This window comes from Nocardiopsis sp. NPDC006198 (assembly GCF_040613895.1).
GTDB classification, from domain to species: Bacteria; Actinomycetota; Actinomycetes; order Streptosporangiales; family Streptosporangiaceae; genus Nocardiopsis; species Nocardiopsis tropica.
In genome coordinates this window covers 36,503-61,576 of record NZ_JBEXSY010000007.1, presented here as the reverse complement: position 1 = coordinate 61,576, position 25,074 = coordinate 36,503, and the positions used below count along the sequence as shown (strand labels likewise).

Here is a 25,074-nt window from a genome sequence, read left to right as displayed (position 1 = left end):
CTTCCCTCCGGGAGGCGTGGCGGTACGGGCTCGGCCGCGCGGGGCGCGGCTCACTCGGGCCGGGAGCCCCCGGCGGCGGCCCTGGACCTGGGCCCGCGCGCGATCCTGTCGAGGATGGGAGCGCCGTTGGCGGTCCAGGCGCTCCGGGACACCGAGTAGAAGTGCAGGTCCCACAGCCGGCCCTGGAAGTAGACGTGTCGGGGGAGTGACGCCTCCCGGGGGGTGGCCAGGAGTGCCGACCCGAATTGCCCCAGGCTCGCGTCCGTGGTCAGAACGTACACTTTCCTGAGGTAATCCCAATTCGCGAAGGCGTGGTTGACGAGCAGCATCATGGATTCGGCGCCCACGCCCACGGGAAGGCGGTCGGCGCGCATGAAGATTCCCAGTTTCACATGACCGGCCGGGTCGTGCTCGCGGATCGACCCGAAACCGAGGACCTCGCCCGTGCGCCGGAGCTGGATCTCGAATACGTCGACGAATCGCTTGGCCACCGAGTGGTAGGACTCGGAGAAGGCGTCGCGTGAGGGAAGGCTTTCCAGGCCCAGTTCCGTCAGGAGGTCGTAGAGTTTCGTGACGTTCTCCGGCGCGATGGGGCTGAATCTGACGCGCGGGGTCTCGAGGTGCGGTGTGAGCATGGCGCGACACTCTAGGGGCCGTGCCCGACCGCCGGGCCGGGACCGGGGATCCCCGCCCGCCCGTGCCCGGCCGGGATCCGGGGCCGAGCCAGGTCGGGGCCCGGAGGGCGGCTCGGGGCGCCGGCCGGGCGTCCCGCCGGCGGGACAGCACGTGTGCCGTCGGCGGAACGGGGTGCGGGAGGCTCCCCGCGTCGGCGGCCGGCCGGGGGAGGGGACGGCCGCCGGGAGCCGGGTCGCGGGCTTCTTGTCGCACCGGAGGAATTGCCCTAGGTTCTGAACCGCCAGTATCCGACTGCGCACAGGAAAGGAGCCCAGACATGGTTCACACCGACGTCCTGTCTCTTCAGGAGATGGACACCGTCCTCGACGAGGCCGTTCTGCTGAACAGCGGCATCAGCTACTTCGGTTGTAGCTGATTGTTTTGACGCGCTGTGGAGATGCCAATCTTCACAGCGCTTTTCTCTGCTCTGCCCAGAAGTGTCGGGAGAAGTTGTGCACGAGATCGTTTTCCCCCATCTGGAGACGCGGTCGGCCAGGCTCGCGTCCACCGGCGAGAGGTTCGGGGAGGCGATCCACGACGAGCTCTCCGGGCTCGGTCTGGCCGGGATGCCGAGCCGCGACGTCTTCACCTCGCTCTGGCCCAGGCAGTTCGATGGCGTGGCCGCCCAGTTCTTCGTGGAGGACCCGGAGTCCGGCCGGGTCTGCGGGTACGCCTCCCTGCACTCCCTCAACCCGAACGGGCGCTACGTGAAGTGCGCCCTCGCCCTGGACACGGCACTGCTCGGGGAGGAGGGCGTGACGGACGCCCACGCCCTGGCCGTCAACTACGCCTTCTCGATGTGGAACATCCGCAAGGTCTACTTCTGGGTGGTCGACAGCGGGCTCCCGGGCCTGCGCGCGACGGGGACGCCGACGCCCCGGGAGGGCACCCTGACCGAGTACCTGCGCGACGGGGAGAGGCTGCGCTCCGTGCGGATCTTCGCCGTCTACCGGGAGGAGTGGGACGCGGCCGGCGCCGTCTACGTACGCGCGGCGGCTGCGGGGACCGGGTCGGCGTGAGCGCCGTCCGGCACGGGGGCGCGGGGCGGCGGCCGCGATGAGGGTGCTGATCGCGACGCAGGCGGAGAGGACCCACTTCCTGGGGACGGTGCCCCTGGCGTGGGCCCTGAGGGCGGCCGGGCACGAGGTGCGGGTGGCGAGCCAGCCGCACCTGCGGTCCGTGGCCGCAGGGGCGGGACTGCCCTTCGTCCCCGTCGGCAGGGACCACCACTTCGCCAGGGTCAGCCGGAACGGGCTGGCCGACCGGCATCTGGACTTCGACATGGCGGAGGACCGGGACGAGGTCCTCACCTGGGACCACCTGCGCGAGGGCTACGGCAAGGTGGTCACCTGGTGGTGGCGGATGGTGAACGACCCCATGCTGGACGACCTGGTGGCGTTCTGCCGGGAGTGGGGACCCGACCTCGTCGTGTGGGAGCCGTCGACGTACGCGGCCCCCCTCGCCGCCGAGCTGTGCGGCGCCGCGCACGTGCGGCACCTGTGGAGCGTGGACCTGTTCGCCCGGGTCCGCGCGCGGTTCCTGGCGCGGATGGCCGAGCAGCCCGAGACAGACCGGGAGGACCCCCTGGCCGCCTGGCTGGGGGCGCGCGCCGCCCGGTACGGGGTGGAGTTCTCCGAGGAGCTGGTCCACGGCCAGGCCACCATCGAGCAGGTCCCCGCGTCCCTGAGGGTGGACACGCCCTCCCACCTGGACTACCTGCCCGTGCGCTATGTGCCCTACAACGGCAGGGCCGTGGTCCCCGACTGGCTGCGCACCCCGCCGGAACGCCCCCGCGTCGGGCTCAGCCTCGGCACGAGCGCGAGCCTGAGACTGGGCGGCTACACGGTCGACGTGGGCACCCTCCTGGAGGGGCTGGCCGATCTGGACGTGGAGGTCGTGGCGACCCTGCCCGCCCACGAGCAGGCCAAGCTCGGCGCCGTCCCCGCCAACACGCGTCTGGTCGAGTACGTGCCCCTGCACGCACTCGCCCCCACCTGCGCCGCCATGGTCACCCACGGCGGTCCCGGCACCGTCCTGACCGCGCTGAGCAGCGGGATCCCGCAACTCCTGGCGCCGCACCCCCGGATGTTCGACATCCCGGTGCTGTCCGGCCTGGTGCGGGACCGGGGCGCCGCCCTGCTCCTGCCCCCCGACCGCGTCACCCCCGAGGCCGTCGCCGACGGCGTCGGCGCCCTCCTGCGCGACCCGTCCTTCACCCGCGCCGCACACACCCTGCGACACGACATCGCCGCCATGCCCACACCCGCCGACCTCGCCCGCACCCTCACCGGCCTCGCCGACCGGCGCTGACCGGTCCGACCCCTCAGGCCCCGCCGGCGCCCCGGAGGGCGGCGATCCGCTCCAGGGCCGGGACCAGCTGGTCCGGGGCGGGGGCGGACAGGGTCTCGTCACGCATCCGCTCGGCCGCCTCCCTCACCCCGGGACCGTCGAGGACGGCGGCCAGGTGCTGGTCGACCCCCTCGGACAGGGCCGAGGCGAGGGACACCGAGCGCAGGGCGCCCCGGTCCTGGAGCGCGCGCGTGATCAGGCCCCCGTCGAACTGGTCGGCGTTGAGCACGACGAACTGCGGGAGCCCCTCCACCAGGGCGTTGCAGTACGAGTCGAAGCCCCCGCCGTGCACCAGCAGCGAGCACGACCCCATCAGCAGGTGGGCGGCCGCCGTGTCGGCGACCCGGACCTCCGGCGGGAGCGCCGGCAGCGCGTCCTCCCAGGAGCGCGGGGAGAGCACGACCGGCTCGGCCTCCAGCTCCATCAGCGCGTCGACCACGTCGACGAACGAGGCGGCGCCCTCCGGGGACTTGCTCCAGGAACCCCAGTCGACGAGCACGCGCCGGCCCTTGGGCTCCTCGCGGGCCCACGCCGGCAGGACCGCGCTCCCGCCGTAGGGCACCGGGCGCACGCTCAGGTGCGTACCGGTCTCCAGCTCCCGCAGCCGCAGCGCCTCGGGGAGCTGGTGCACGGAGAACTGGCCCAGGACGAGGTCCTCGGAGAAGTCCACGCCGAACGCGGCCGCGGCCTCGGTGAGCCAGGCGGTGAGCGCGTCGGGTACGGCCGGGTCGGGGTCGGCCGCCCGGTAGAGGCCGCGCAGGCGCGCGAAGAGGTCGACGCTCCACAGGAACCGCCCGTGGGCCGCGCCGCACGCCTCGGCGGCGATCGCCCCGGAGTAGGTGCTCGGCTCCCACAGGACCAGGTCCGGCTTCCACTCGCGGCAGAACGCCACGAGGTCCTCCGCCATCGGCTCGTTGACGAGTCTCCACCACCAGGTGACGTGGTCCTCGTAGGCGTCGCGCAGGCTCTCCTCGCCCAGCCGCTCCGGGCGCTCCTCGGAGAGGTCGAAGATGGACTCGCCCGGCTCCTCGCGCCCGTGGGCCACGACCTCGGCGAGGGTGTGGTCGCCCCCGACCGGCACCACGGTCAGGCCCGTCTCGGCGGCCGCCTCGGTCATGGAGGGCTGGGTGGCGATCCGCACCTCGTGTCCGGCGGCACGCAGCGCCCACGCCGTCGGCACCATGCCAAAGAAATAAGCCTTGTCCGCGTATGCCGCGACGACGATTCGCAAGGTGTTCCCCACTTCCGGGATTTCGATGGTCCGATCGGTGAAAGCCGACACCGCTCCTTGACAAGCCCGGCCCGCTGCATGTTCATTGCGGGTGTTGCACTCCGAACCTGTTCTCCTCTTCCGAGCCGGCGTGGCGGTACGGTTGTGTCGATCCCTTCGGAAGAGGTTCTGGGAGCCTAGCACCGGTGCTGGATCCAGGCCGGTGGGCGTAGCGCAGCGGTATGTTCGCGCCGTACTTGCCCGGCAATATCGATGTTCGGACCTCTCTGGGAGTCACCATGAAAGGTATTGTGTTGGCGGGTGGCACTGGCAGCCGCCTGTTTCCCGCTGCCCGAAGTATTTCCAAACACCTTTTCCCGGTTTACGACAAGCCGATGTTCTACTACCCGATCTCCGTGCTGATGACGGCTGGAATCCGCGAGATCCTCCTGATCACCAATCCCGAGAGCCTTCCCCTCATCCGTCAGGTGCTCGGCACCGGGAGTTCGCTGGGGATCGAGATCCGGTACGCGACCCAGCCCGAGCCCAAGGGGATCGCCGAGGCGCTGCTCATCGGCCGGGACCACATCCGGGGGAGCCGTAGCGCCCTCGTCCTGGGGGACAACATCTTTCACGGCGAGGGCTTCGGCGGACTGCTCGACCGGGCCGCGACCTCGACGTCCGGGTGCACGCTCTTCGGATCCAGGGTGAGCGACCCCCGGCAGTACGCGGTCGCGGGATTCGGGGACATGGGCAGGTTCGAGAGCCTGGAGGAGAAGCCGGCCGCCCCGCGCTCGGACTGCGCGGTCACGGGCCTCTACTTCTACGACCAGGACGTGGTGGACATCGCCGAGAGCATCGTCCCCTCCGCGCGGGGCGAACTGGAGATCACCGATGTCAACCGCGTCTACCTGGAAAGGGGCCGGGCCGAACTCGTGACCATGGGGAGCGAAATAACCTGGCTCGACCTCGGCACCGAGGAATCCCTGTTGGAGGGAAGCCGATACGTTTCCACCACGGCCCGGGGGACCGGTGTCCGGGTCGCCTGTCTTGAGGAGATCGCCTTGCACATGGGCTTCATCGGAGCGGACGAGTGCTATCGGCTCGGGGAAGAGATGCCCAATTCCCGCTATGGCGCGTACGTCATGGAGGCCGCCCGCAGGGCGGCGGGGGTGTGGCAGGGTGCGGGTGTATGAAGATCCTGGTCACCGGTGGCGCCGGATTCATCGGTTCCAATTTCGTCAGACGTGTCCTCGCCGGCTCCTATCCGCGGTACGCGGACGCCGAGATCGTGGTCCTGGACAAGCTGACCTACGCCGGCACGACGGAGAGCCTGGCCTCCGTGGCCGACGACCCGCGCCTGACCTTCGTCCGGGGTGACGTGTGCGACGAACAGCTCGTGCGCGAACTCATGGGCGGGGTGTCCCTCGTGGTGCACTGCGCCGCCGAGACACACGTGGACCGTTCGATCTCGGACGCCGGCTGCTTCGTCCGCACCAACGTCATGGGCACCTTCCACCTGCTGGACTCGGCCCTGGCCGAGAACGTGGAGAACTTCGTCCTGGTCTCCACGGACGAGGTCTACGGGACGCTCGGCTCGGGGTCGTGGGTCGAGACCGACCCCCTGGAGCCCAACTCCCCGTACTCGGCCTCCAAGAGCGCCTCCGACCTCCTGGCGCGGTCCTTCCACCGGACCTACGGCATGCGGGTCTGCGTCACCCGGTGCGCCAACAACTACGGGCCGTTCCAGTTCCCGGAGAAGATGATCCCGCTCTTCGTGACCAACCTGCTGGACGGGACGCCGGTGCCCGTCTACGGGGACGGCGGCAACGTCCGCGAGTGGGTCCACGTGGACGACCACTGCGACGCCCTCGCCCTGGCGGCCGAGCACGGTGAGCCCGGCGAGGTCTACAACATCGGCGGATCGGTCGAGAAGCGGAACCTGGAGGTCACCGACGCGCTCCTGGAGCTGCTCGGGCACGACGCCTCGATGGTCCGCTTCGTCGCCGACCGCAAGGGCCACGACCGCCGCTACTCCGTGGACGGGACCAAGGCCGCCGAGCGGCTGGGCTACCGGCCCGCCGTCTCCTTCGAGGAGGGGTTGGCCCGCACCGTCGCCTGGTACACGGAGAACCGCGCGTGGTGGGAACCGCTGAAGAAGCGCCTCTCCCAAGCGGAGGACGGCGGCTGAGGCGTCCCCGCGCCCGGCCCGCCCGTCCCGCCGGCGGGACAGCAGACGACGCCGGCACGGACCCGTATCCCCCGTCCCGGACCCCCGCCCGGGACCCGACCCCCGATCGGATCAGGACTCACGTGTCGGTTGACGAGCTCTCCCCCGGCGACCTCATCACACGGCTCCCCGCGGCGCCCGAACTCTCGGAACGGCCGTGGACGGTGCGCTGGGACGCGCTGGACGAACCCGCGGAACAGGTCCTCGGCCGCCTGCTGCCCCCCGAGACGGCGTTCACCACCTCGGGAAGCACCGGCCGTCCGACCGTCTGGCACCGCACCCGCGAGCAGCTCGTGTCGGAGGCGGGCCTGCTCGCCGCGCTGCTGGAGGACGCCCGCCCCGAGGCGGTCGTGTCCTTCGCGCCGCCGCGGCACCTCTACGGGATGCTCGCCAGCGTGCTCGTGCCCGCACTCCTCGGCGTGCCCGCCTGGTACGTGCCCCAGTTCGCCCAGCTGCCGCCCCCCGACCACCGCCGCTGGGCGGTGATGGCGATCCCCTGGACCTTCCGGATCCTCCTCGGCCGCACGAACTGGACCGACGCGGCCGAACGCCTCGCGTTCGTCCACAGCACGGCGGTGGTCCCGCGCAGCGCGAACGACCTGCTCTCCGCGGCGGGCGACCGCGCGAGCCTGACCGAGATCTTCGGATCCACGGAGACCGGCGGCGTCGCCCACCGCGAGTGGAACCCCCACAACCCCCCGTGGCACCTGTTCTCCGACGTCGAGTTCGGGCACGGCCCGGACCGCCCCGGGACGGAGGCCCCCCTGGTGGTCCGCAGCCCCCGCATCGCGCGGCCCGGGACGGGGTCCCCGGTCGCGGAGTGCCGGATGGACGACCACGTGGTCCGGCTCGGCGACCGGACCTTCGGGTTCGCGGGACGCCGGACCCGGCTCGTCAACGTCAACGGGCGGCGCCTGGACCTCGACCTCATGGAGGAGAGGCTGGTCGACGTCCTCGACTGCGAGGACCTGGCGTGCGTCCCGGTGCTCGACCCGCTGACCGGGGAGCACTTCGACCTCCTGATCGTCCCGGCGTCGGCCGGGACCCCCGACGCGGAGGAGCTCCGGAGGGCACTCGACCGGATCGAGTACCGTCCCCGCAGCGTGCGGACGGTGGAGCGGATCGACCGCTCCGAGACAGGCAAACTTCGGCGCGTGCAGTCCGCGCGCGCCCGCCCCGAAGGAGTGGACAGATGACGCCAACGCCGACCAGCCTGGCCGAGGTCGTCCGCCGGGCCGCGTGGGACGCGAGCATCGGCTGGACCGACGACGACCTCTCGCGGATGCAGGCCAGCGCCACGACCATGGCCAAGCACCTGGCCGACGGCGCCGACGTCTACGGGGTCACGCGCGGCTTCGGCCCGCTCGTGGCCTTCCCCGCCTCGGAGTCCGCGGGCGAGCAGGGGGACGGGCTCATCGCCCACCTCGGCAGCGCGCAGGGGGAGCCGCTGTCGCCCGAGGTCAGCCGACTCGTGGTCGCCCTCCGGCTCACGAGCATGCGCCGCGGCTACTCCGCGGTGTCGGTCGACTTCTGGCAGGAGCTCGTCGGGCTGTGGAACCGCGGTTTCACCCCCGTCATCCCGCGTGAGGGCACGGTGAGCGCCAGCGGGGACCTCCAGCCCCTGGCCAGCGCGGCTCTGGCGTTCGCGGGCCAGGGCGAGGCCTGGGTGCGCGAGGACTCCGGCGCCTGGTCGCGCAGACCCGCCGCCGAGGCCCTGGGCCGCCTGGGCGCGTCCCCGGTCCGGTGGAACGCACGCGAGGCTTTGTCCTTCGTCAACGGCAGCGGGGTCAGCCTCGCCGTCACCGTCGACAACCACCGCCAGGTCGAGGACGTGGTCCGCGCGTCGGCGCTGATGACCGCCCGGATGGTGGACCTGCTGGGGGCCAACCCCCAGGCGTACGCGGCGGGGATCGCGGAGGCCCGCGGACAGAACGGCCAGGCCGCCGCCGCCGCGTGGATCAGGTCCGGCATCCCCGCCGGAGCCGAGCGCGACGAGGCCAGGCCCCTCCAGGAGCCTTACAGCCTCAGGTGCGCGCCGCAGATCCTCGGCGCGGTGCTCGACCAGCTCGCCGCCGCGGAGCGCATCCTGCTGCGCGAGGCGGTGGGGACCACCGACAACCCCGTCAGCAGCGAGGGAGAGGTCCTGCACGGCGGCAACTTCCACGCGATGCCCGTGGGCCTGTGCTCGGACCAGCTCGGCCTGGCCCTCCAGCAGGTGGCCTACATGGCCGACCGGCAGCTGTCCCTGCTCTGCGGCTCGGACACCAACGGCGGACTCCCGCCGATGCTCACCCCCCGGCCCGGGGCGGGGAGCGGCCTGGCCGGGGTCCAGGTCAGCGCCACCTCGTTCGTCTCGCGGATCCGCCAACTCGTGACCCCCGCCACCCTCACCGCCCTGCCCTGCAACAACGGGAACCAGGACCACGTGCCCATGGCGCTCAACGGCGCGAACTCCCTGGCCCAGGCCCTGGACCTGGCGTGGCTGGTCGTCGGCTCGCTCGGCGTGGGCCTGGCCCAGCTCGCCGCGCTCACCGGCAGGACCGGGGAGACGGGGCTGTGGGCCCGGATCGCGGAGCTGTCCCCGCCGCTGGACCGGGACCGCCCCCTCGCCGCCGAGGTGCGGGCCGTGCGCGACGCCCTCGCGGAGGAGGCCCGGGCCAGGTCCGGCGAGTGGGTGCACCGGGACGCCTGAGACCGGCCGCGCGGCGGGCCGACCGTCCGCCGCCCGCCCGGCCCCACCCGCCCCGTCCGCGTCACGGACGGGGGGTTCGCATGTCAGACGGGGCGTACCGCCAGGTCGCACCCCACAGGGAAGGGTTCGCCTTGCAGACGCCAGAACTATGGATCCGGGGCCTCGGTGTGTACCTCCCCGAGACCCGGGTGAGCGTGGAGACCGCCGTGGCCGAGGGACTCACCACGGCGGAGGAGGCGGCCGTCCACGACATGGCCGGCGCCGCCGTCGCGGGCGAGCTCCCCGCCCCGGAGATGGCGCTCCGCAGCGCCCGCGAGGCGTACGACCAGGCGGGGGCCGACCCCGACGACACGCGCGTCCTCCTCTACACGGACATCTGGCACCAGGGCCCCGACGTCTGGTTCCCGCAGTACCACCTCCAGCACCACCTCGTCCGGGGCGACGTCATCGCGGGGGAGCTGCGCCAGGGGTGCAACGCCCTGTTCACCGCGATGGAGCTGACCGAGCCGCACCTGCGCGGCGCCCCGGAGAGCGCCACCGCACTCCTCGTCGCGGCCGACAACTTCAGCACCCCGAACGTCGACAGGTGGCGCTCGGGAGCCTTCGTGATGGGAGACGGCGCCTGCGCGGTCCTCCTGGGGCGGGCCCCCGGCCTGGCCCGGGTGCTCTCGGTGGGCTCGATGGTCGTCCCCGAGCTGGAGGAGCTGCACCGGGCGGGGGAGCCCGAGTTCCCCCCGGCGGCCACGACCGGCACCGCACTGGACCTTCGCGCCCGGGGGCGCGCCCTCACCAAGAAGGGGGAGGAGGACCCGGAGGTGGACCTCGCCTGGTTCACCCTCCAGCAGAAGATGATGCTGCTGGTCGGCCGCACCCTCGCGGAGGCCGGGGTGGGCTTCGGCGACATCGCCCGCGCCACCTTCAGCAACCTGGGCCCGGGAGCGGTGGAGCACCGCTGGATGGACGTCCTCAAGCTCCCCATGGAGAAGTCGACGTGGAGCCACGGCCGGACCATCGGCCACATCGGGGCCGCCGACCCCTTCATCGGGCTGCGCCACCTGCTGGACGAGGGCGGCGTCCGGCCCGGGGACCACGTGGTCCTGGGCGGGCTGGGCTCGGGGGTCACGCTCTCCTGTGCCGTGGTGCGGATCGCCGACGCCCCGCCCGGCTCCTGAGACGCGGGAGGCGCCGGACGCGGACAGGCCCCGGAGCCCGCGTCCGGAGGACCGGCCGGCGGACGACCGCGTGAGGGGGACCGGGGGCCCGCCGGGCCCCCGGTCTCACCACGACCAGGCCTCGGGCGCGGGGCCGCCCTTGCCCACCGGGGGGAACAGGGCGTCGATCCGTTCGGCGGTCTCCGCGTCGATCCCCGTCTCCAGGGCCCGGATCGCACCGTCGAGCTGGCCCAGGGTGCGCGGTCCGACGATGGTCGAGTTGACCCCCGGACGGGAGAGCACCCACGCGATCGACAGCTCGGCCGGGTCGCGGCCCACGGAGTCGCAGAGGTCCTCGTAGGCGGCGATCGTGTCCCCGCGCTCGCGCAGCACCTCCATCGCCCGGCTCTTGGCCGTCTTGACGGCGGTGCCCTCGCGGAGCTTGCGGATGGCGCCGCCCAGCAGGCCGCCGTGCAGCGGCGACCAGGTCAGGATCCCGATGCCGTAGGACGCCGCCGCGGGCAGGACCTCCAGCTCCACGTGGCGCGTGACCAGGTTGTACGCGCACTGCTCCGAGACCAGGCCGAGGAAGTTGCGCCGGTTCGCGGCCTCCTGGGCGGAGGCCAGGTGCCAGCCCGCGAAGTTGGAGGAGCCCACGTAGCGCACCTTGCCCTGGTGGACGAGGATCTCCATCGCCTGCCAGACCTCCTCCCACGGCGCGTTGCGGTCCACGTGGTGCATCTGGAAGAGGTCGATCCAGTCCGTGCGCAGCCTGCGCAGCGACTCCTCGCACGAAGCGATGATGTGGCGGGCCGAGAGGCCGCGGTCGTTGGGCCAGTCGCTCATGGGGTTGAAGACCTTGGTCGCCACAATGGAACGGTCGCGGCGCCCCTCGCCCTTGTCGAACCATTCGCCGATGAGTTCCTCGGTCATTCCCTTGTGCACCTGCCACCCGTAGTGGTTGGCGGTGTCGAAGAAGTTGACGCCGTGTTCGAGCGCGCTGTCCATCATCGCGAAACTCTCGTCCCGCGGAGTGTTCACGCCGAAATTCAGCGTTCCCAGGCAGAGGCGGCTGACCTCCAGCGCGGTACGGCCAAGGCGTGTGTACTGCATTCTCTCCCCTGTTTCATGGTGTCTCGCAGAGAAAGCTGGACTCGGGGTCGAACGGAACTCGTGCGGGTGCGCCGGCCGCCGGATGCCGCCGTTATCGCTCCGGAAGGATCCGGAAAGGGCCTCGTGGAGAAGACTTCCACGTCCGGGCGGACCCCGCGCCGCTATGCTCGCGATCCGGCGGCGGAGAGGCAGCCCCGGCGCCCGCGGACGAAGGGCACCGTACCCCGCGACAACCGCGTCCCGCCGTGCCCGGAGCCCCTGCTCCCGCCGCCGCGCCGCACCCCACCGCCCGCCCCTCCCGGAACCGGCCCTCCGGCGGTTCCGGCTCCTGTCCGGAGATGCCCCCTTGCGTGTACTGCTCGCCTCCTACGCGGAGAAGACGCACTTCATCGGCATGGTGTCCCTCGCGTGGGCACTGCGCGCCGCCGGACACGAGGTCCGCGTCGCCAGCCAGCCGGAACTGACGGGGTTCCTGGCCCGGGCGGGGCTGTCCGCGGTCGCGGTCGGACGCGACCACCTCCTGAAGAAGCACTTCGAGGTGGTGACCCAGTGGGGTGAGGGAGAGGCCCCGGGGCTGTTCGACGTCGGCGAGGCCTGGGACGACGACCTGTCGTGGGACGAGCTGCGGTGGGGCGCGCGGGACACGGCGGCCTGGTGGTGGCGGATGGTCAACGACCCGATGCTGGACGACCTGGTGTCGTTCTGCCGCGCATGGAAGCCCGACCTGGTGGTGTGGGAGGCGACCACGTTCGCGGGGGCGATCGCGGCGCAGGCGTGCGGTGCGCCCCACGCGCGGTTCCTGTGGAGCCTGGACCTGTTCGCCGCCATGCGGGTGCAGTACCTGGAGCGCATGGGCGAGCAGCCCGAGGCCGACCGCGACGACCCCGTCCGCGCCTGGCTGGAGAACCGCGCCGCCCGCTACGGGGTGGAGTTCTCCGAGGACCTCGTCCGGGGACAGGCCACCCTGGACTACCTCCCCGACTCCCTGACCCTGTCCGCGCCCACCGGCGCCCGGCGCCTCCCCCTGCGCTACGTCCCCTACAACGGCAGGGCCGTGGTCCCCGACTGGCTGCGCACCCCGCCCGAACGCCCCCGCATCGCGCTGAGCGTGGGAAGCAGCACGACCGAGTGGTTCGGGGGGCACACGTTCTCGCTGGGCGAGGTCCTGCGGGGGCTGGGGGAGCTGGACGCGGAGATCGTCGCGACCCTGCCGCCGGAGGAGGAGGCCGGGCTCGGCCCGCTCCCCGACAACGTGCGGCTGGTGGGCTACGCGCCCCTGCACGTCCTGGCGCCGACCTGCGCGGCCATGATCACGCACTCCGGACCCGGCACCCTGTGCTCGGGGCTGTCCCACGGGGTGCCCCAACTGCTCGTGCCCGGGCCCCGGCTGGACGCGCCCCTGCTGTCGCGGCTGGTGGAGCGCCAGGGGGCGGGGCTGGTGGTGCTGCCGGAGGACGCCGGGGCCGTGAGCCTGCGGGACACCGCGCGCCGCCTGGTCGAGGACCCCCGGCACGCCGCGGCGGCGGGGCTGCTGCGCGAGGAGATGGCCGCCATGCCCTCCCCCGCCGAGACGGCGCGCGTCCTGGCCGACCTGGTGCGGGAGGGGTCCCTGGGGCCGACCTGAGCGGGGCGCCGCCGGCGGTTCGGGGGCGCCCCGCCGCACGCCGGAGGAGCCCCGGCCCCGTCCGGCCTCGCGCGACCCGCGCGGTGCCCCGTGGACCGGGGTTCGGTGCGGGGTCGGCGCCGGTCAGCGCCGGTCGGTGAGGGTGTGGGCGAGGTCGGCGGGTGTGGGCATGGCGGCCATCTCCTGGCGCAGGGCGTCGGCGGCCCGGGTGTGGCGGGGGTCGTCCAGGAGTGCGCGTATCCCGGCGGCCACGGCGTCGGGGGTGACCCGGTCGGGGTCCAGGACGAGGGCGGCGCCCCGGTCCCGCACCCGGCCCGACAGCAGCACGGTGTCGAACATGTTGACGTTGGGGGCCATGAGCTGGGGGGTGCCGCCGGTGAGGGCGGTCAGGACGGTGCCGGGTCCGCCGTGGGTGATCATCGCGTCGCAGGTGGGGGCGAGTGCGTGCAGGGGCACGTACTCGGTCAGGCGGGTGTTGGCGGGGACGGGGCCGAGGGCGTCCTGTTCGTGGGCGGGAAGAGTCGCGACGACCTCCGCGTCCAGGTCGGCCAGCCCCTCCAGCGCGTCCTTGGGCGAGAGCTGGTGCTCCCCGTACCACTCGGCCGCGCTGGTGCCGAGGGTGAGGGCGATGCGGGGGCGCTCGGGTGGGGTGCGCAGCCAGTGGGGGATCACGGCCCTGCCGTTGTAGGGGACGTAGCGCATGGGCAGGTAGGTGAGGTCGTGGGGGGTGGGGACCCTGAGGGAGGCGGGGATCTGTTCGATGGTGGCCTGTCCGTGGACCAGGGTCTCGGAGTACTCGACGCCGTGGCGGGCGGCGCGGGCGCCCAGCCAGGCGGCCAGGGGGTCTTCTCGCTCGGCCGGGGGCTGCTCGGCCATCCGCGCGAGGAAGCGGCGGCGGGTGCGGGCGAAGATGTCGGCGCCCCACAGGTAGCGCACGTGGGCCGCCCCGCACGCCTGCGCCGCGATCGCTCCGGAGAAGGTGATGGGCTCCCAGACGACCAGGTCGGGCCTCCACTCCCGGCACAGCGCCACCAGGTCCTGCTCCATGGGGTCGTTCACCATCCGCCACCACCACGGGACCATCAGGCGGTAGCCCTCCAGCAGGTACTCCCAGGTGAGGACCTCGTCCCGGTCCTCCGCCATGTCGAACTCGTCCTCCTCCCCGCCCGTCATCGCGTGGTACTGGCGCATGACCCGGCGCAGGAGGTGGTCCCGCCCCACGGGGACGAAGGGCAGACCCGTCGCCGCCACCGTCGGCCCCAGCGCGGGCTGGCTCGCCACCCGCACCTCGTGCCCCGCGGCCCGCAGGGCCCACGCCAGGGGCACCATCCCCAGGAAGTGGGTTCTCTCCGCCTGCGTCGCGATCAGCACGCGCACGGCCATCGCCTCCGTCCCTGTGTCGTCCGCCGGCCGCGGGAGCGGGCCGGGAGGCCCCCGGCGCCGCGGGTCCGCCCCGGCCGCGGCGTATTCTTTCCCGGCGGCCGAACCAATCGGCACGCGACCGGGTTTGCCAAGAGTTGCTTCCGCGCGCATATCATTGCCCACCTGAACCGGCCGGGGCCTCATTTATCTTCGGCAAGGGAGATTGTAGGGAAGTCGTTCGCCCCGCCTCCGACGAGGACTTCCCCGGTGCTGCCCCGTGCGCCCCGCGCGCATGAAGTAGATTCCCAGGCACCGGCCGATCCGCCGGACAGGTGAATGGCCGGATACTGGACCGATCCTTTCTCGTCAAGATCCCTCGGGACCTGTTTTCCCTGTGCCGCCGGGGTGAGAGTCGAATGGAGCTCATATGCGTTTCCTGCTGGATCGGGAGGACATCACCGTCTCGGTCGTCGGCCTGGGATACGTGGGATCGTGCGTCGCCGTCAGCCTGGCCGACAACGGGGTGGACGTCGTCGGCGTCGACGTCGACGCCTCCCTGATCGAGGAGATGGAGGCGGGCCGCTGCCGTCTCAAGGAGCCGGGGCTGCCCGAACTGGTGGCCAAGGGCCGGGGGTCCGGCCGCCTGCGCGTCACCACCGACTTCGCCGCGATCTCCGATACGGACGTGGTCGTGATCGCCGTCGGCACCCCGGTCCAGGAGGACGGCACGCTCGTCGAGACGCAGGTCGAGAGCGCCGCGACCGAGATCGGGCTGCACCTGCGGGCCGGACAGGTCGTCATCTTCAAGAGCACGGTCCCCCCGGGCACGACCCGCGCCCTCGTCGCACCGCTGCTGGAGGGCGGGGGCCTGACCTGCGGCGAGGACTTCGGGCTGGCCTTCTGCCCCGAACGCCTCTCCCAGGGCAGCGCGCTGGCCGAGATCCGCCGGCTCCCCGTGGTCGTCGGCGGCTGGGACGAGCGGTCCGGAGCCGCGGCCGAGCGGTTCTGGCGGGCCGGGCTCGGCGTCGAGACCGTCCCCTGCTCCTCCATCGAGGCCGCCGAGACGGTGAAACTCCTCAACAACTGGTGGATCGACCACAACATCGCCCTGGCCAACGAGCTCGCGCGCTACTGCGCGGCCATCGGGGTGGACGCCATGGAGGTCATCGCGGCGACCAACGAGGTGCCCAAGGGGAAGGGGAACATCAACGTCCTCTCACCGGGCGTCGGCGTGGGCGGCTCCTGCCTGACCAAGGACCCCTGGATGCTCTGGCGCTCCGCCCGGGAACGGGGGGTCGACCTCAGCACCGTGGTCACCGCGCGCGAGGCCAACGAGGCGATGCCCGGCTACGTCGCCGGGCTCATCGTGGACGGCCTCGCCGCCCTGGGCACCCCCGCCGACCGGTCGCGGGTGGCCGTGCTGGGGCTGTCCTTCAAGAACAACACCGGCGACCTGAGGTCGACCCCCACCCTGCCCGTGGTCTCCGCGCTCCGCGAGGCCGGGGCCGACGTGGCGCTCTTCGACCCGCTCGCGGACCCCGACGAGATCCGCAAGGAGTTCGGCGTGGAGCCCTCGTCCGGCGTGGAAGGGGCGGCGTCCGGTGCCGACTGCCTCGCGGTTCTCGCGTGGCACGATGAGTTCGCCGAACTGGACATGGCCGCGCTCCGCGCGCTCACCGCCCCGGGATGCCTGTTCCTGGACGGCCGGGCCCACTTCGACGAGCAGACCGTCGAGTCCCTCACGGGGCTCGGATTCACCTACCGAGGGATAGGACGGTAGACGCCGTGGCGCGTGCCGTAGTGACCGGGGGAAACGGCTTCGTCGGAAGCCACCTCGTCGACCGCCTCCTGCGCAGGGGGGACGAGGTCGTCGTCTTCGACTCGAAGGGGGCGCGGCCCAAACCCGCGCCCTCCTGGACCGAGGTCGAGTACGTCCGGGGCAGTGTCAGCTCCGCGGACCAGCTCGCCGAGGCCATCACGAGCGGGGTGGACGTGGTGTACCACCTCGCCGCCGTCGTGGGGGTGGACCGCTACCTGGAATCCCCCCTCGACGTCATCGACGTCAACTTCACGGGGACCCGCAACGTGCTCGACCGGGCCCAGCGGGTCGGGGCCAAGGTGGTCTTCGCCAGCACCAGCGAGGTGTTCGGCAAGAACCCGGACGTCCCCTGGAAGGAGGACGCCGACCGGATCCTCGGGACGACGTCGGCCAACCGGTGGAGCTACTCCTCCAGCAAGGCGCTGGCCGAGCACCTGACGTTCGGCTACATGCGGGAGCGGGGCCTCAACGCCTCCATCGTCCGCTACTTCAACCTCTACGGGCCGCGCCAGCGCCCGGCCTTCCTCATCAGCCGCAGCGTCCACCGGGCGCTGCGCGGGGAGCCCCCGATCGTCTACGACGAGGGCAGCCAGACCCGGAGCTTCACCTACATCGACGACGCCGTCGACGCCACCGTCGAGATCGGCACCCGGCCCGAGGCGGACGGGGAGTGCTTCAACGTCGGCAGCTCGGACGAGGTCACGATCCGCGAGGCGGTCGACCTCGTCGTGGAGCTCACCGGGGGGCGCGTCGGCCTCACGTCGATCGACACCCGGGACAGGTTCGGCGACTCCTACCAGGACCTCGACCGGCGCATCCCCGACGCCGGGAAGATCCTCTCCCTCCTGGGGTGGAAGAGCACCACCTCCCTGCGGGAGGGGGTGGCCCGCACCATCGAGTGGGCCGAGGAGAGCCCGTGGTGGCTCGAACAGCAGGAGAACACCACGGACTGACCCCCGCCCGTCGGGCGGCCGACCACCGGCCGCCCGACGATCCCGGGCCGCCGACCCCCGGCGCGCCCGTCCCACGACGCCCGCGAGGAGTTCAGGTTGGTCCCCACCACCACGTGCCGTGTCTGCCGAGGAACGGTCACCGAGTTCATGGACTTCGGCCGCCAGCCGCTGTCGGACGCCTTCCGCGAGCCCGACGACACCGGCGAGGAGTTCTTCTACCGCCTGGCCGTCGGCGCCTGTCCGGACTGTCAGATGGTGCAGTTGATGGAGGAGGTGCCCAGGGAGCGCATGTTCCACGAGGGCTACCCCTACTACTCCTCCGGCTCCACCGTCATGCGCGCCCACTTCGAGGCCACCGCGGAGAAGCTGCTCGCCGAGCACCTGACCGGGCCCGACCCCTTCGTGGTCGAGCTGGGCTGCAACGACGGCGTCATGCTGGAGACCGTGGCCCGGGCCGGGGTGCGCCACCTCGGGATGGAGCCGTCCGGAGCCGTCTCCGAGGTCGCCCGCTCCAAGGGCGTCCGCGTGCGCAACGCGTTCTTCGAGAAGGAGACCGCGCTGCGCGTCCGCGAGGAGGACGGCCCCGCCGACGTCGTCTACGCCGCCAACACGTTCTGCCACATCCCGTACGTGGACTCGGTCCTGGAGGGGATCGGGGAGCTGCTGGCCCCCGACGGGGTGTTCGTCTTCGAGGACCCCTACTTCGGCGACGTCAGCGCGAAGGCGTCCTTCGACCAGTTCTACGACGAGCACTTCTTCCTGTTCACCGCCACCTCCGTGCGCAACATGGCCCGGCGGTTCGGGCTGGACCTGGTCGACGTCGAGCGCCTGCCCACCCACGGCGGGGAGCTGCGCTACACGCTGGCCAAGGAGGGCGCCCGCACCCCCTCGCGGGCCGTGTCCGCGATCCTGGCCGAGGAGGAGGAGCGGGACCTGACCTCGCCGGAGGCGCTGCGCTCCTTCGGCGACCGGGTCAGGGGGAACTGCGAGAGCCTGACGAAGGAGCTGCGCTCCCTCCGCGACCAGGGCAGGCGCGTGGTGGGCTACGGCGCCACCGCCAAGAGCGCGACGGTGCTCAACTTCTGCGGGATCGACGCCGAACTCCTGGAGTTCGTCTGCGACACGACGCCCGCCAAGCAGGGGCGCCTCACCCCCGGCTCCGGCGTCAGGGTCCTCGGACACGAGGCCTTCACGGCCTCCTACCCCGACTACGCGCTCCTGCTGGCGTGGAACCACGCCGAGGAGATCATGGCCAAGGAGGTCGGCTTCCGCGAGGCCGGGGGCCGCTGGATCCAGTACGTCCCGGACGTCAGGATCGAGTGAGGGCCGGCCCAGCGCCCTCTCCCGCCGCGCCGGCCAGGTCCCGGGCGACGTCGGCGGGGGAGGGCATGGCGGCCATCTCCTCGCGCAGCCGCCCCGCCGCCCCCGCGTGGGCGGGATCGCCGAGCAGGCGCAGCACACTCTCACGGACCGTGTCCGGAGAGACCCGTGCCGGGTCCACGACCACCCCCGCCCCCTGCGCGGCCACCAGCGAGGCCAGGAGCGGCTCGTCGTACATGTGGTGCGGCACCGCGGCCTGGGGCACCCCGTGGGCCAGGCCCGTCAGGACCGTGCCCGCGCCACCGTGGGTGATCATGGCGTCGCAGGCGGGGGCGAGGGCGTGCAGCGGCACGTACTCGACCAGGCGCGCGTTGGGCGGCACGGCGCCGAGTTTGGCCTGCTCCGGCGCCGACAGCGTGGCGACGACCTCCACGTCCAGGTCGGCCAGCCCCTCCAGGAGGGTGCCCACGTCCACGGTGTGGCCGCCCAGGCGCCGTGTGGCCGTGATGCCGAGGCTGAGCGCGACGCGGGGCCGCGCCGGCGGGGTGCGCAGCCAGTCGGGGACCACGGCCCTGCCGTTGTAGGGGACGTAGCGCAGGGGGAGCCGACGGGTGCCGGTGGGCACGGGGACGCCCAGGGAGTCGGGGACGGGGTCGAGGGTGGCCCGCCCCCGGACGAGGTCCTCGGAGAAGCCGACGCCGTAGCGGGCGGCGCGGTTCTCCAGCCAGGCGCGGAGGGGGTCGTCGCGGTCGGCCCCGGGCCGCTCGCCCATGCGCTCCAGGTACTGCACCCGCATGGCGGCGAACAGGTCCAGGCTCCACAGGAACCGCGCGTGGGGGGCACCGCACGCCTGTGCCGCGATCGCCCCGGCGAAGGTCAGGGGTTCCCAGACGACCAGGTCGGGCCTCCATGCGCGGCAGAACGACACCAGGTCGTCCAGCATCGGGTCGTTGACGACCTTCCACCACAGGGGGACGAGCACGTCGCGGTACCCCGCCCGGAGCGCCTCCCACGACGGCGGCTCCGCGGCGGCCACGCCCATCATGTCGAAGTCCGGCCGCATGTCCTCCCCCATCCGCCCCACCCAGCTGATGACCTGGGGAAGCAGGTGGTCCGTGCCCACGCCGACGAAGGGCAGGCCCGTCGCCGCCACGGTGGGGGCCAGTTCGGGCTGGCTGGCGACGCGCACCTCGTGCCCGGCCGCGCGCAGAGCCCACGCGAGGGGCACCATTCCGATGAAGTGAGCCTTCTCGGAGAACGTTGTGAACAAGATACGCATCGGCAATCCTCGCTGTTCTCGGGAAGGGTAGGGGAATCTAATCCGGGCGGCTATTTTTGTCGAGGACGCGCGTCCGCTTCCCTTGCAATGCCTTATGCGCCGGCGGTCCGGCGGCGAATCGGCGGGAGAAGTTTCGGCCAAAGAAAAGGAATCTGGTCCCACTTGCGTGACGCACCGTGAACAAATTATTGCTCAAGGTGTCTATTATTTGGGGGTTGCTGCTCGCTTGTCTATCTCATACGCTGTGTCCGCGGCCATGCCGGTGGATGTATCGGCGGCGGTGTGCAGGGTTGTTTCAAGCATGAATTCAACCGAGGGGGTACTCAGGTTCAGGCCTTGTTGTCGACCGCTTTGGTCTGGTTCAGGGTAATGCAAACGCGCTGCGCCCGCTGAGTCCCCTGTCGAGGGGTCGGTGTCTCCGCGCCGACAGCTCTCCATTTCATGCGTGCTTTCTGCAATCCTGTTTTCGCCGCTTCTACGAGCTTTTGCCTCCGCGGTTCGAAAATCCCCCGCAGTGAGCCCTCTTACCGATGTCAGCCCAATTTTCCCTACGGGAGAATGATCCTGATCCGAGCGTTGATTTCTCTTGCCGAGCGGGAGGGTCGATGAGGGGACCACATGGAAACTATGACGAATCCGGGTCACACGAACGGAAGGACGAAGTCCCGGGGCGGGGTCGAGCACCGGCCCGCCGTGGACCTCGCCGGCCGGCGGACGGGGAGCAGGAACCCGACCCGGCGCACGAGCCTCCACCTTCCCGACGGCATGGCCATGGGCGACTGGGAGCGCTGGGGACAGCACATCTTCGTCATCTCCGACGCCTCCGCCTGGTGGCTGGGGGACTGGTTGATCTACGGCCAGGAGAACTACCCCCACCGGTACAAACAGGCCATAGAGAACACCTCCCTGGACTACCAGACCCTGCGCAACTACGCGTGGGTCGCCCGGAAGTTCATCCCCGGCCGCCGACGGGAGAAGCTGAGCTTCCAGCACCACGCAGAGGTGTGCGGGCTGCCCGAGAACGAACAGGAGAAGTGGCTCTCCGAGGCGGAGGCCGGCCGCTGGTCCCGAAACGAACTCCGCCGCCGGATCAAGCTCCACGCCCGGGGCGAGGACGCGGTGCCGGAGACGATGTATGTTCAGGTGGCCATTAACCCCGAACGCCGGAAACAATGGCAGGAAGCAGCGGAGAGCTCAGGTATGAGCCTTCCGGAGTGGGCTTCGGCGACGTTGGACATGGCGGCCAAGAAAATGGTCGAGGTCGGTTGATCCGGGAGCTCTGAACCTGCTCCCCCTCTGCTATGTATGTACCTCGCCCCGGTCGGGACCCCCCTCCCCACCGCACCTGCCGGCGGTTCGCCCGCCGTACGCGCGGGGCGACACCTTGTGCCCACGACCCGGGTTCCCGGTTCTTTCGGCCGTGGAAGACCTGAAAACGGAGGAACACATGACGACCTATGTCTGGGGATACCTGGAGGAGTACGAGAAGGAGAGAGAGGACATCCTCGACGCGGTGGACACCGTGTTCAAGTCGGGGAAGCTCATCTGGGGCCCCTCCCTCGTCGCCTTCGAGCAGGAGTTCGCCGAGTACCACGGGGTCGCGCACTGCGCCGGCGTCGACAACGGCACCAACGCGATCGTCCTCGGCCTGCGCGCCCTCGGGGTGGGCGCGGGCGACGAGGTGATCACCGTGTCGAACACGGCGGCCCCCACGGTCCTGGCCATCGACCTGGTGGGCGCCAAGCCCGTCTTCGTCGACATCGACCCGGACACCTACCTGATGCGGACCGACCAGGTCGCCGCCGCCATCACCGAGCGCACCCGCTGCCTCCTGCCGGTCCACCTCTACGGCCAGTGTGTGGACATGGCCCCGCTGGAGGCCCTCGCCGCCGAGCACGGGCTCGTCGTGCTGGAGGACTGCGCCCAGGCGCACGGCGCCACCCACCACGGGCGGGTCGCCGGATCCATGGGCCACGCCGCGGCGTTCTCCTTCTACCCCACGAAGATCCTGGGGGCCTACGGCCACGCGGGCGCCACCATCACCTCCGACCCCGAGGTCGACGCCAGCCTGCGGCGCCTGCGCTACTACGGCATGGACCAGGAGCGCTACTACGTCGTCACCCCCAACGGCCAGAACAGCAGGCTGGACGAGGTGCACGCCGAGATCCTGCGCCGCAAGCTCGGCCGCCTGGACGAGTACGTCGCGGGCCGCAGGGAGGTCGCGCGGATCTACGACGAGGCGCTCGCCGACACGGACCTGGTCCTGCCCGCGACCGCGCCCGGCAACGAGCACGCCTACTACCTCTACGTGGTCCGCCACCCCGAGCGCGACCGGATCATCGAGGAGATGAAGGCGCACGACATCGCCCTCAACATCAGCTACCCCTGGCCCGTCCACACGATGTCCGGCTTCTCCCACCTCGGCTACGAGAAGGGCAGTCTGCCGGTGACCGAGCAGCTGGCCGGCGAGATCTTCTCGCTGCCGATGTACCCCTCCCTGCCGCGCGAGGAGCAGCGGCGGATCATCGAGGCGCTGACCAAGACCCTGGCCAGGCTGTGACCCACGCGGCCGACGAGGTCCGGTTCCCGCTCGCGGCGCCGGACCCGGAAGCGCCCCTGGAGTCCGACGCCGATCTGGCCCGGTGGTGGGAGAGCAGGCCGCGGCACCGGATGCTCTCCGTCGGGCGGGTCGGCTTCGACCGCGGCGGACCCTGGTCCTTCGCCGAGGGGACAGGCGACCTCGTCCACGCCAGCGGGGGCTTCTTCTCGGTCCGGGGCCTGCGGGCCTCCGCCGGGGGGACCACCTTCCACCAGCCGGTCATCGACCAGCCGGAGATCGGCATCCTGGGCATCCTCGTCAAGGAGTTCGACGGGGTGCCCCACTTCCTGATGCAGGCCAAGTTCGAGCCCGGCAACGTCAACCTCCGCCAGATCTCCCCGACCGTGCAGGCCACGCGCAGCAACTACACGGGGGTTCACGGCGGCCGTCCCACCCCCTACGTGGAGTACTTCCGCGCCCCGCGCGGCGGGCGGGTGCTCGTGGACGTCCTCCAGTCCGAGCAGGGCGAGTGGTTCTGGCGCAAGCACAACCGGAACATCATCGTCCAGGTGGACGGGGACGTCCCCGAGCACGAGGACTACCGGTGGTTCACGCTGCGCCAGATCCAGGACGCGCTGCGCCGGGACAACCTGGTCAACATGGACGCCCGGACCGTGCTGTCCTGCCTCCCCGTGACCCGGGACGGACAGCCGGAACCGGACGACCGCTTCGGCCGGGCGCTCCGGCGCTCCTACGGTGAGGAGTCCCGGCACACGATGACCGCGGTCGTCAGCTGGTTCACCGAGGAGAAGACGGTCGTCGACTACCGGTCGCAGATCCTGCCGCTCTCCGGCGCCGAGGGCTGGCACCGGACCGACGACGAGATCACCGCCGGCGACGGCGCCGGGTTCAGGATCATCATGGTCTCCGTCGAGGCCCGCATCCGCGAGGTCTCCTCCTGGGTCCAACCCCTGCTGGCGCCGACCCGGAACGGGTTCGCCGCCTTCCTGGTGCGCGAGATCGACGGTGTCCTCCACGTCCTGGTCCGCGCCCGCGCCGAACCCGGCACCCTCGACCGGGTGGAGATCACGCCCACCGTGCAGTACTCGGCCTCCGCCGCGGCGCTCGGGCGCCCCGAGCCCTTCGCCGACGAGACGGTCTCGCCGCCGGCCCACCGGGTGCGCTACGACGCGCTGCTCTCGGAGGAGGGGGGCCGCTTCCACCACGCCCAGACCAGGTACCGCATCGTCGAGGCGGACCCCGCTCTGCCCGTCGAGGCGCCGCCGGACTTCCTGTGGGTGACCGCCTCCCAGCTCATGCGGCTGGTGCGGCACAGCCACTACCTCAACATCGAGGCGAGAACCCTCCTGGTCTGCCTGCACTCCCTGACCTGAGCCGCGGGCGGCGCCCACCCGTTCGACACTTCCGCACCAAGGGGTCCACAGCCATGCGCGTCCTGATCGTCAGCCAGGCGGAGAAGACCCACCTGCTGGGCCTGATCCCCCAGGCGTGGGCTCTGCGGGCGGCCGGGCACGAGGTGCGGGCGGCCAGCCAGCCGGCGCTGGTCCCGACCATCGCGCGCACCGGGCTGCCCGCGGTCTCCGTGGGCCGCGACCACCTGTTCCACCAGCTGCTGGTCACGCTGAAGGGCCTGGGCTTCGGGGACACCGCGGGCTTCGACATGGCCAGGAGCGACGCGGAGGCAGAGGGGCTGGAGTACCTGTCGGAGGGGTACCGCGAGTTCGTGCGCCTCTGGTGGCACCCGGTCAGCGCGCCGATGCTCGACGACCTGACCGACTTCTGCCGCTGGTGGCGTCCGGACCTCGTCCTGTGGGAGCCGACCACCTTCGCGGCCCCCGTCGCCGCCCGCGCCTCGGGGGCCGCGCACGCCCGGGTGCTGTGGGGGCTGGACGTCTTCTCCCGCACGCGGAGCCGGTTCCTGGGCCGTCTGGCCGAGCTACCCGCCGGCGACCGCGAGGACCCCCTCGCGGAGTGGCTGCAGAGTTGTGCCGAGCGTGTGGGAACCGACTTCTCGGAGGAGCTGGTCTCCGGCCAGGCGACCCTGGACCCCTATCCCGCGGGGCTGCGGCTGCCGCCCGCCCCGGGGACGCGCCACATCCCCCTCAGATACGTCCCCTACAACGGCACCGCGGTGGTGCCCGACTGGCTGCGCGCCCCGGGACGGCGCCGGAGGGTCTGCCTGACCCTCGGCTCCGGGACGCCGGAGAGGTTCGACGACCGGTACCGCCTGCCCCTGGGCGAACTCCTGGAGGCGATCGCCGAACTGGACGTGGAGGTCGTCGCCACGCTCTCGGCGGAGCAGACCGCCGGCCTCGGGAGCATCCCCGGCAACGTCCGCGTGGTGGAGCACGTCCCCCTGCACGCCCTCATGCCCCGCTGCTCCGCCGTGGTCCACCACGGGGGAGCGGGGACCTTCTGCACCGCGGTCGCCCACGGCGTCCCGCAGCTGATCCTCCCCGAGTTCGCCATGGCCCAGTACGCGTTCGACGAGTCGCTGCTCGCCGCCAACGTCACGGAGCTGGAGGGCGGTCTGACGCTGGAGGGCACGGACCTCACGGGCAAGGAGGTCACCCGCCAGGTGGGGCGGCTGCTGGACGAGCCCCGCTTCGCCGAGGGCGCCCGGCGCCTGTCGGAGAAGTCCCGGGAGATGCCGAGCCCCGCCGACCTCGTGCCCGTCCTGGAGGACCTGGCGGCCCGGCGCCGGGGAAACTGAGGCGTCGACGGGACCGGTGGTCCT

21 protein-coding genes are annotated in these 25,074 nt (G+C 71.9%); 16 read left to right on the top strand and 5 right to left on the bottom strand.

Features of this window, described 5'->3' with window-relative positions:
* Positions 1-50 precede the first annotated feature (50 nt).
* The gene (locus ABZ234_RS07135) at positions 51-635 is read right to left on the bottom strand and encodes a GNAT family protein (RefSeq protein WP_355011366.1); all 585 of its coding nucleotides are present in this window, start codon (positions 633-635) and stop codon (positions 51-53) included.
* Between the two features lie 317 nt (positions 636-952).
* On the opposite strand from ABZ234_RS07135, the gene ABZ234_RS07130 reads away from it, so the two are divergent.
* The 3 genes from ABZ234_RS07130 to ABZ234_RS07120 all read left to right on the top strand — a co-directional run bounded on the left by ABZ234_RS07130 (position 953) and on the right by ABZ234_RS07120 (position 2,985).
* The gene (locus ABZ234_RS07130; RefSeq protein WP_267947225.1) at positions 953-1,051 is read left to right on the top strand and encodes a SapB/AmfS family lantipeptide; all 99 of its coding nucleotides are present in this window, start codon (positions 953-955) and stop codon (positions 1,049-1,051) included.
* Between the two features lie 76 nt (positions 1,052-1,127).
* On the top strand, positions 1,128-1,694 hold the full coding sequence (locus ABZ234_RS07125) for an N-acetyltransferase (protein WP_355011365.1): 567 nt from the start codon (positions 1,128-1,130) through the stop codon (positions 1,692-1,694).
* Positions 1,695-1,731: 37 nt separating this feature from the next.
* Positions 1,732-2,985: an activator-dependent family glycosyltransferase gene (locus ABZ234_RS07120; RefSeq protein ID WP_355011364.1), complete on the top strand. Its 1,254-nt coding sequence runs from the start codon at positions 1,732-1,734 to the stop codon at positions 2,983-2,985.
* Positions 2,986-2,998: 13 nt separating this feature from the next.
* Here ABZ234_RS07120 and ABZ234_RS07115 read toward each other — a convergent pair whose 3' ends face one another.
* Positions 2,999-4,207, bottom strand: a complete 1,209-nt coding sequence (locus tag ABZ234_RS07115; protein WP_355011363.1) for a nucleotide disphospho-sugar-binding domain-containing protein — start codon at positions 4,205-4,207, stop codon at positions 2,999-3,001.
* Between the two features lie 326 nt (positions 4,208-4,533).
* Here ABZ234_RS07115 and rfbA point away from each other — a divergent pair, with 326 nt between their 5' ends.
* From rfbA to ABZ234_RS07090, 5 genes are all read left to right on the top strand, one after another.
* Positions 4,534-5,430, top strand: a complete 897-nt coding sequence (gene rfbA / locus ABZ234_RS07110) for a glucose-1-phosphate thymidylyltransferase RfbA (protein WP_355011440.1) — start codon at positions 4,534-4,536, stop codon at positions 5,428-5,430.
* Positions 5,427-6,425, top strand: a complete 999-nt coding sequence (gene rfbB / locus ABZ234_RS07105; RefSeq protein ID WP_267947221.1) for a dTDP-glucose 4,6-dehydratase — start codon at positions 5,427-5,429, stop codon at positions 6,423-6,425. Before rfbA ends, rfbB begins: the two co-directional genes overlap by 4 nt.
* 122 nt (positions 6,426-6,547) lie before the next feature.
* Positions 6,548-7,660 (top strand): class I adenylate-forming enzyme family protein, encoded by a 1,113-nt coding sequence (locus tag ABZ234_RS07100; protein WP_355011362.1) that lies wholly within the window; start codon positions 6,548-6,550, stop codon positions 7,658-7,660.
* Entirely contained in the window at positions 7,657-9,156 is a 1,500-nt protein-coding gene (locus ABZ234_RS07095; protein ID WP_344181788.1) for an aromatic amino acid ammonia-lyase, read from the top strand. Before ABZ234_RS07100 ends, ABZ234_RS07095 begins: the two co-directional genes overlap by 4 nt.
* 131 nt (positions 9,157-9,287) lie before the next feature.
* Positions 9,288-10,328, top strand: a complete 1,041-nt coding sequence (locus ABZ234_RS07090; RefSeq protein WP_267947218.1) for a ketoacyl-ACP synthase III family protein — start codon at positions 9,288-9,290, stop codon at positions 10,326-10,328.
* A gap of 105 nt (positions 10,329-10,433) precedes the next feature.
* Here the strand turns inward: ABZ234_RS07090 and ABZ234_RS07085 are convergent, their stop codons facing one another.
* Complete coding sequence (locus ABZ234_RS07085; RefSeq protein WP_267947217.1) at positions 10,434-11,420, bottom strand: aldo/keto reductase; 987 nt, start codon at positions 11,418-11,420, stop codon at positions 10,434-10,436.
* Positions 11,421-11,766: 346 nt separating this feature from the next.
* Between ABZ234_RS07085 and ABZ234_RS07080 the strand changes: the two genes are divergently transcribed.
* A complete protein-coding gene (locus ABZ234_RS07080) occupies positions 11,767-13,044 on the top strand; it encodes an activator-dependent family glycosyltransferase (protein WP_355011361.1) in 1,278 nt (425 codons plus the stop codon).
* Between the two features lie 123 nt (positions 13,045-13,167).
* Here ABZ234_RS07080 and ABZ234_RS07075 read toward each other — a convergent pair whose 3' ends face one another.
* Positions 13,168-14,421: an activator-dependent family glycosyltransferase gene (locus tag ABZ234_RS07075; protein ID WP_355011439.1), complete on the bottom strand. Its 1,254-nt coding sequence runs from the start codon at positions 14,419-14,421 to the stop codon at positions 13,168-13,170.
* 412 nt (positions 14,422-14,833) lie between these two features.
* Between ABZ234_RS07075 and ABZ234_RS07070 the strand changes: the two genes are divergently transcribed.
* The 3 genes from ABZ234_RS07070 (at position 14,834) to ABZ234_RS07060 (ending at position 18,501) form a co-directional block, all read left to right on the top strand.
* Entirely contained in the window at positions 14,834-16,186 is a 1,353-nt protein-coding gene (locus ABZ234_RS07070) for a nucleotide sugar dehydrogenase (RefSeq protein ID WP_267947215.1), read from the top strand.
* Positions 16,187-16,191: 5 nt separating this feature from the next.
* Complete coding sequence (locus tag ABZ234_RS07065; protein ID WP_355011360.1) at positions 16,192-17,178, top strand: NAD-dependent epimerase/dehydratase family protein; 987 nt, start codon at positions 16,192-16,194, stop codon at positions 17,176-17,178.
* Positions 17,179-17,274: 96 nt separating this feature from the next.
* Entirely contained in the window at positions 17,275-18,501 is a 1,227-nt protein-coding gene (locus ABZ234_RS07060; protein WP_267947213.1) for a class I SAM-dependent methyltransferase, read from the top strand.
* On the opposite strand, the gene ABZ234_RS07055 is transcribed toward ABZ234_RS07060, so the two are convergent.
* Positions 18,488-19,777 (bottom strand): activator-dependent family glycosyltransferase, encoded by a 1,290-nt coding sequence (locus ABZ234_RS07055; protein WP_355011359.1) that lies wholly within the window; start codon positions 19,775-19,777, stop codon positions 18,488-18,490. The genes ABZ234_RS07060 and ABZ234_RS07055 overlap by 14 nt on opposite strands.
* A gap of 627 nt (positions 19,778-20,404) precedes the next feature.
* Between ABZ234_RS07055 and ABZ234_RS07050 the strand changes: the two genes are divergently transcribed.
* The 4 genes from ABZ234_RS07050 (at position 20,405) to ABZ234_RS07035 (ending at position 25,050) form a co-directional block, all read left to right on the top strand.
* A complete protein-coding gene (locus ABZ234_RS07050; protein ID WP_267947211.1) occupies positions 20,405-21,046 on the top strand; it encodes an LmbU family transcriptional regulator in 642 nt (213 codons plus the stop codon).
* A 178-nt stretch (positions 21,047-21,224) separates the two neighbouring features.
* Positions 21,225-22,337: a DegT/DnrJ/EryC1/StrS family aminotransferase gene (locus ABZ234_RS07045; RefSeq protein WP_267947210.1), complete on the top strand. Its 1,113-nt coding sequence runs from the start codon at positions 21,225-21,227 to the stop codon at positions 22,335-22,337.
* Positions 22,334-23,710, top strand: a complete 1,377-nt coding sequence (locus tag ABZ234_RS07040; RefSeq protein WP_355011358.1) for an NDP-hexose 2,3-dehydratase family protein — start codon at positions 22,334-22,336, stop codon at positions 23,708-23,710. The genes ABZ234_RS07045 and ABZ234_RS07040 overlap by 4 nt, the downstream gene beginning before the upstream one ends.
* A gap of 53 nt (positions 23,711-23,763) precedes the next feature.
* Positions 23,764-25,050, top strand: coding sequence for an activator-dependent family glycosyltransferase (locus ABZ234_RS07035; protein WP_267947208.1), 1,287 nt, complete (start codon positions 23,764-23,766; stop codon positions 25,048-25,050).
* Positions 25,051-25,074: the final 24 nt, after the last annotated feature.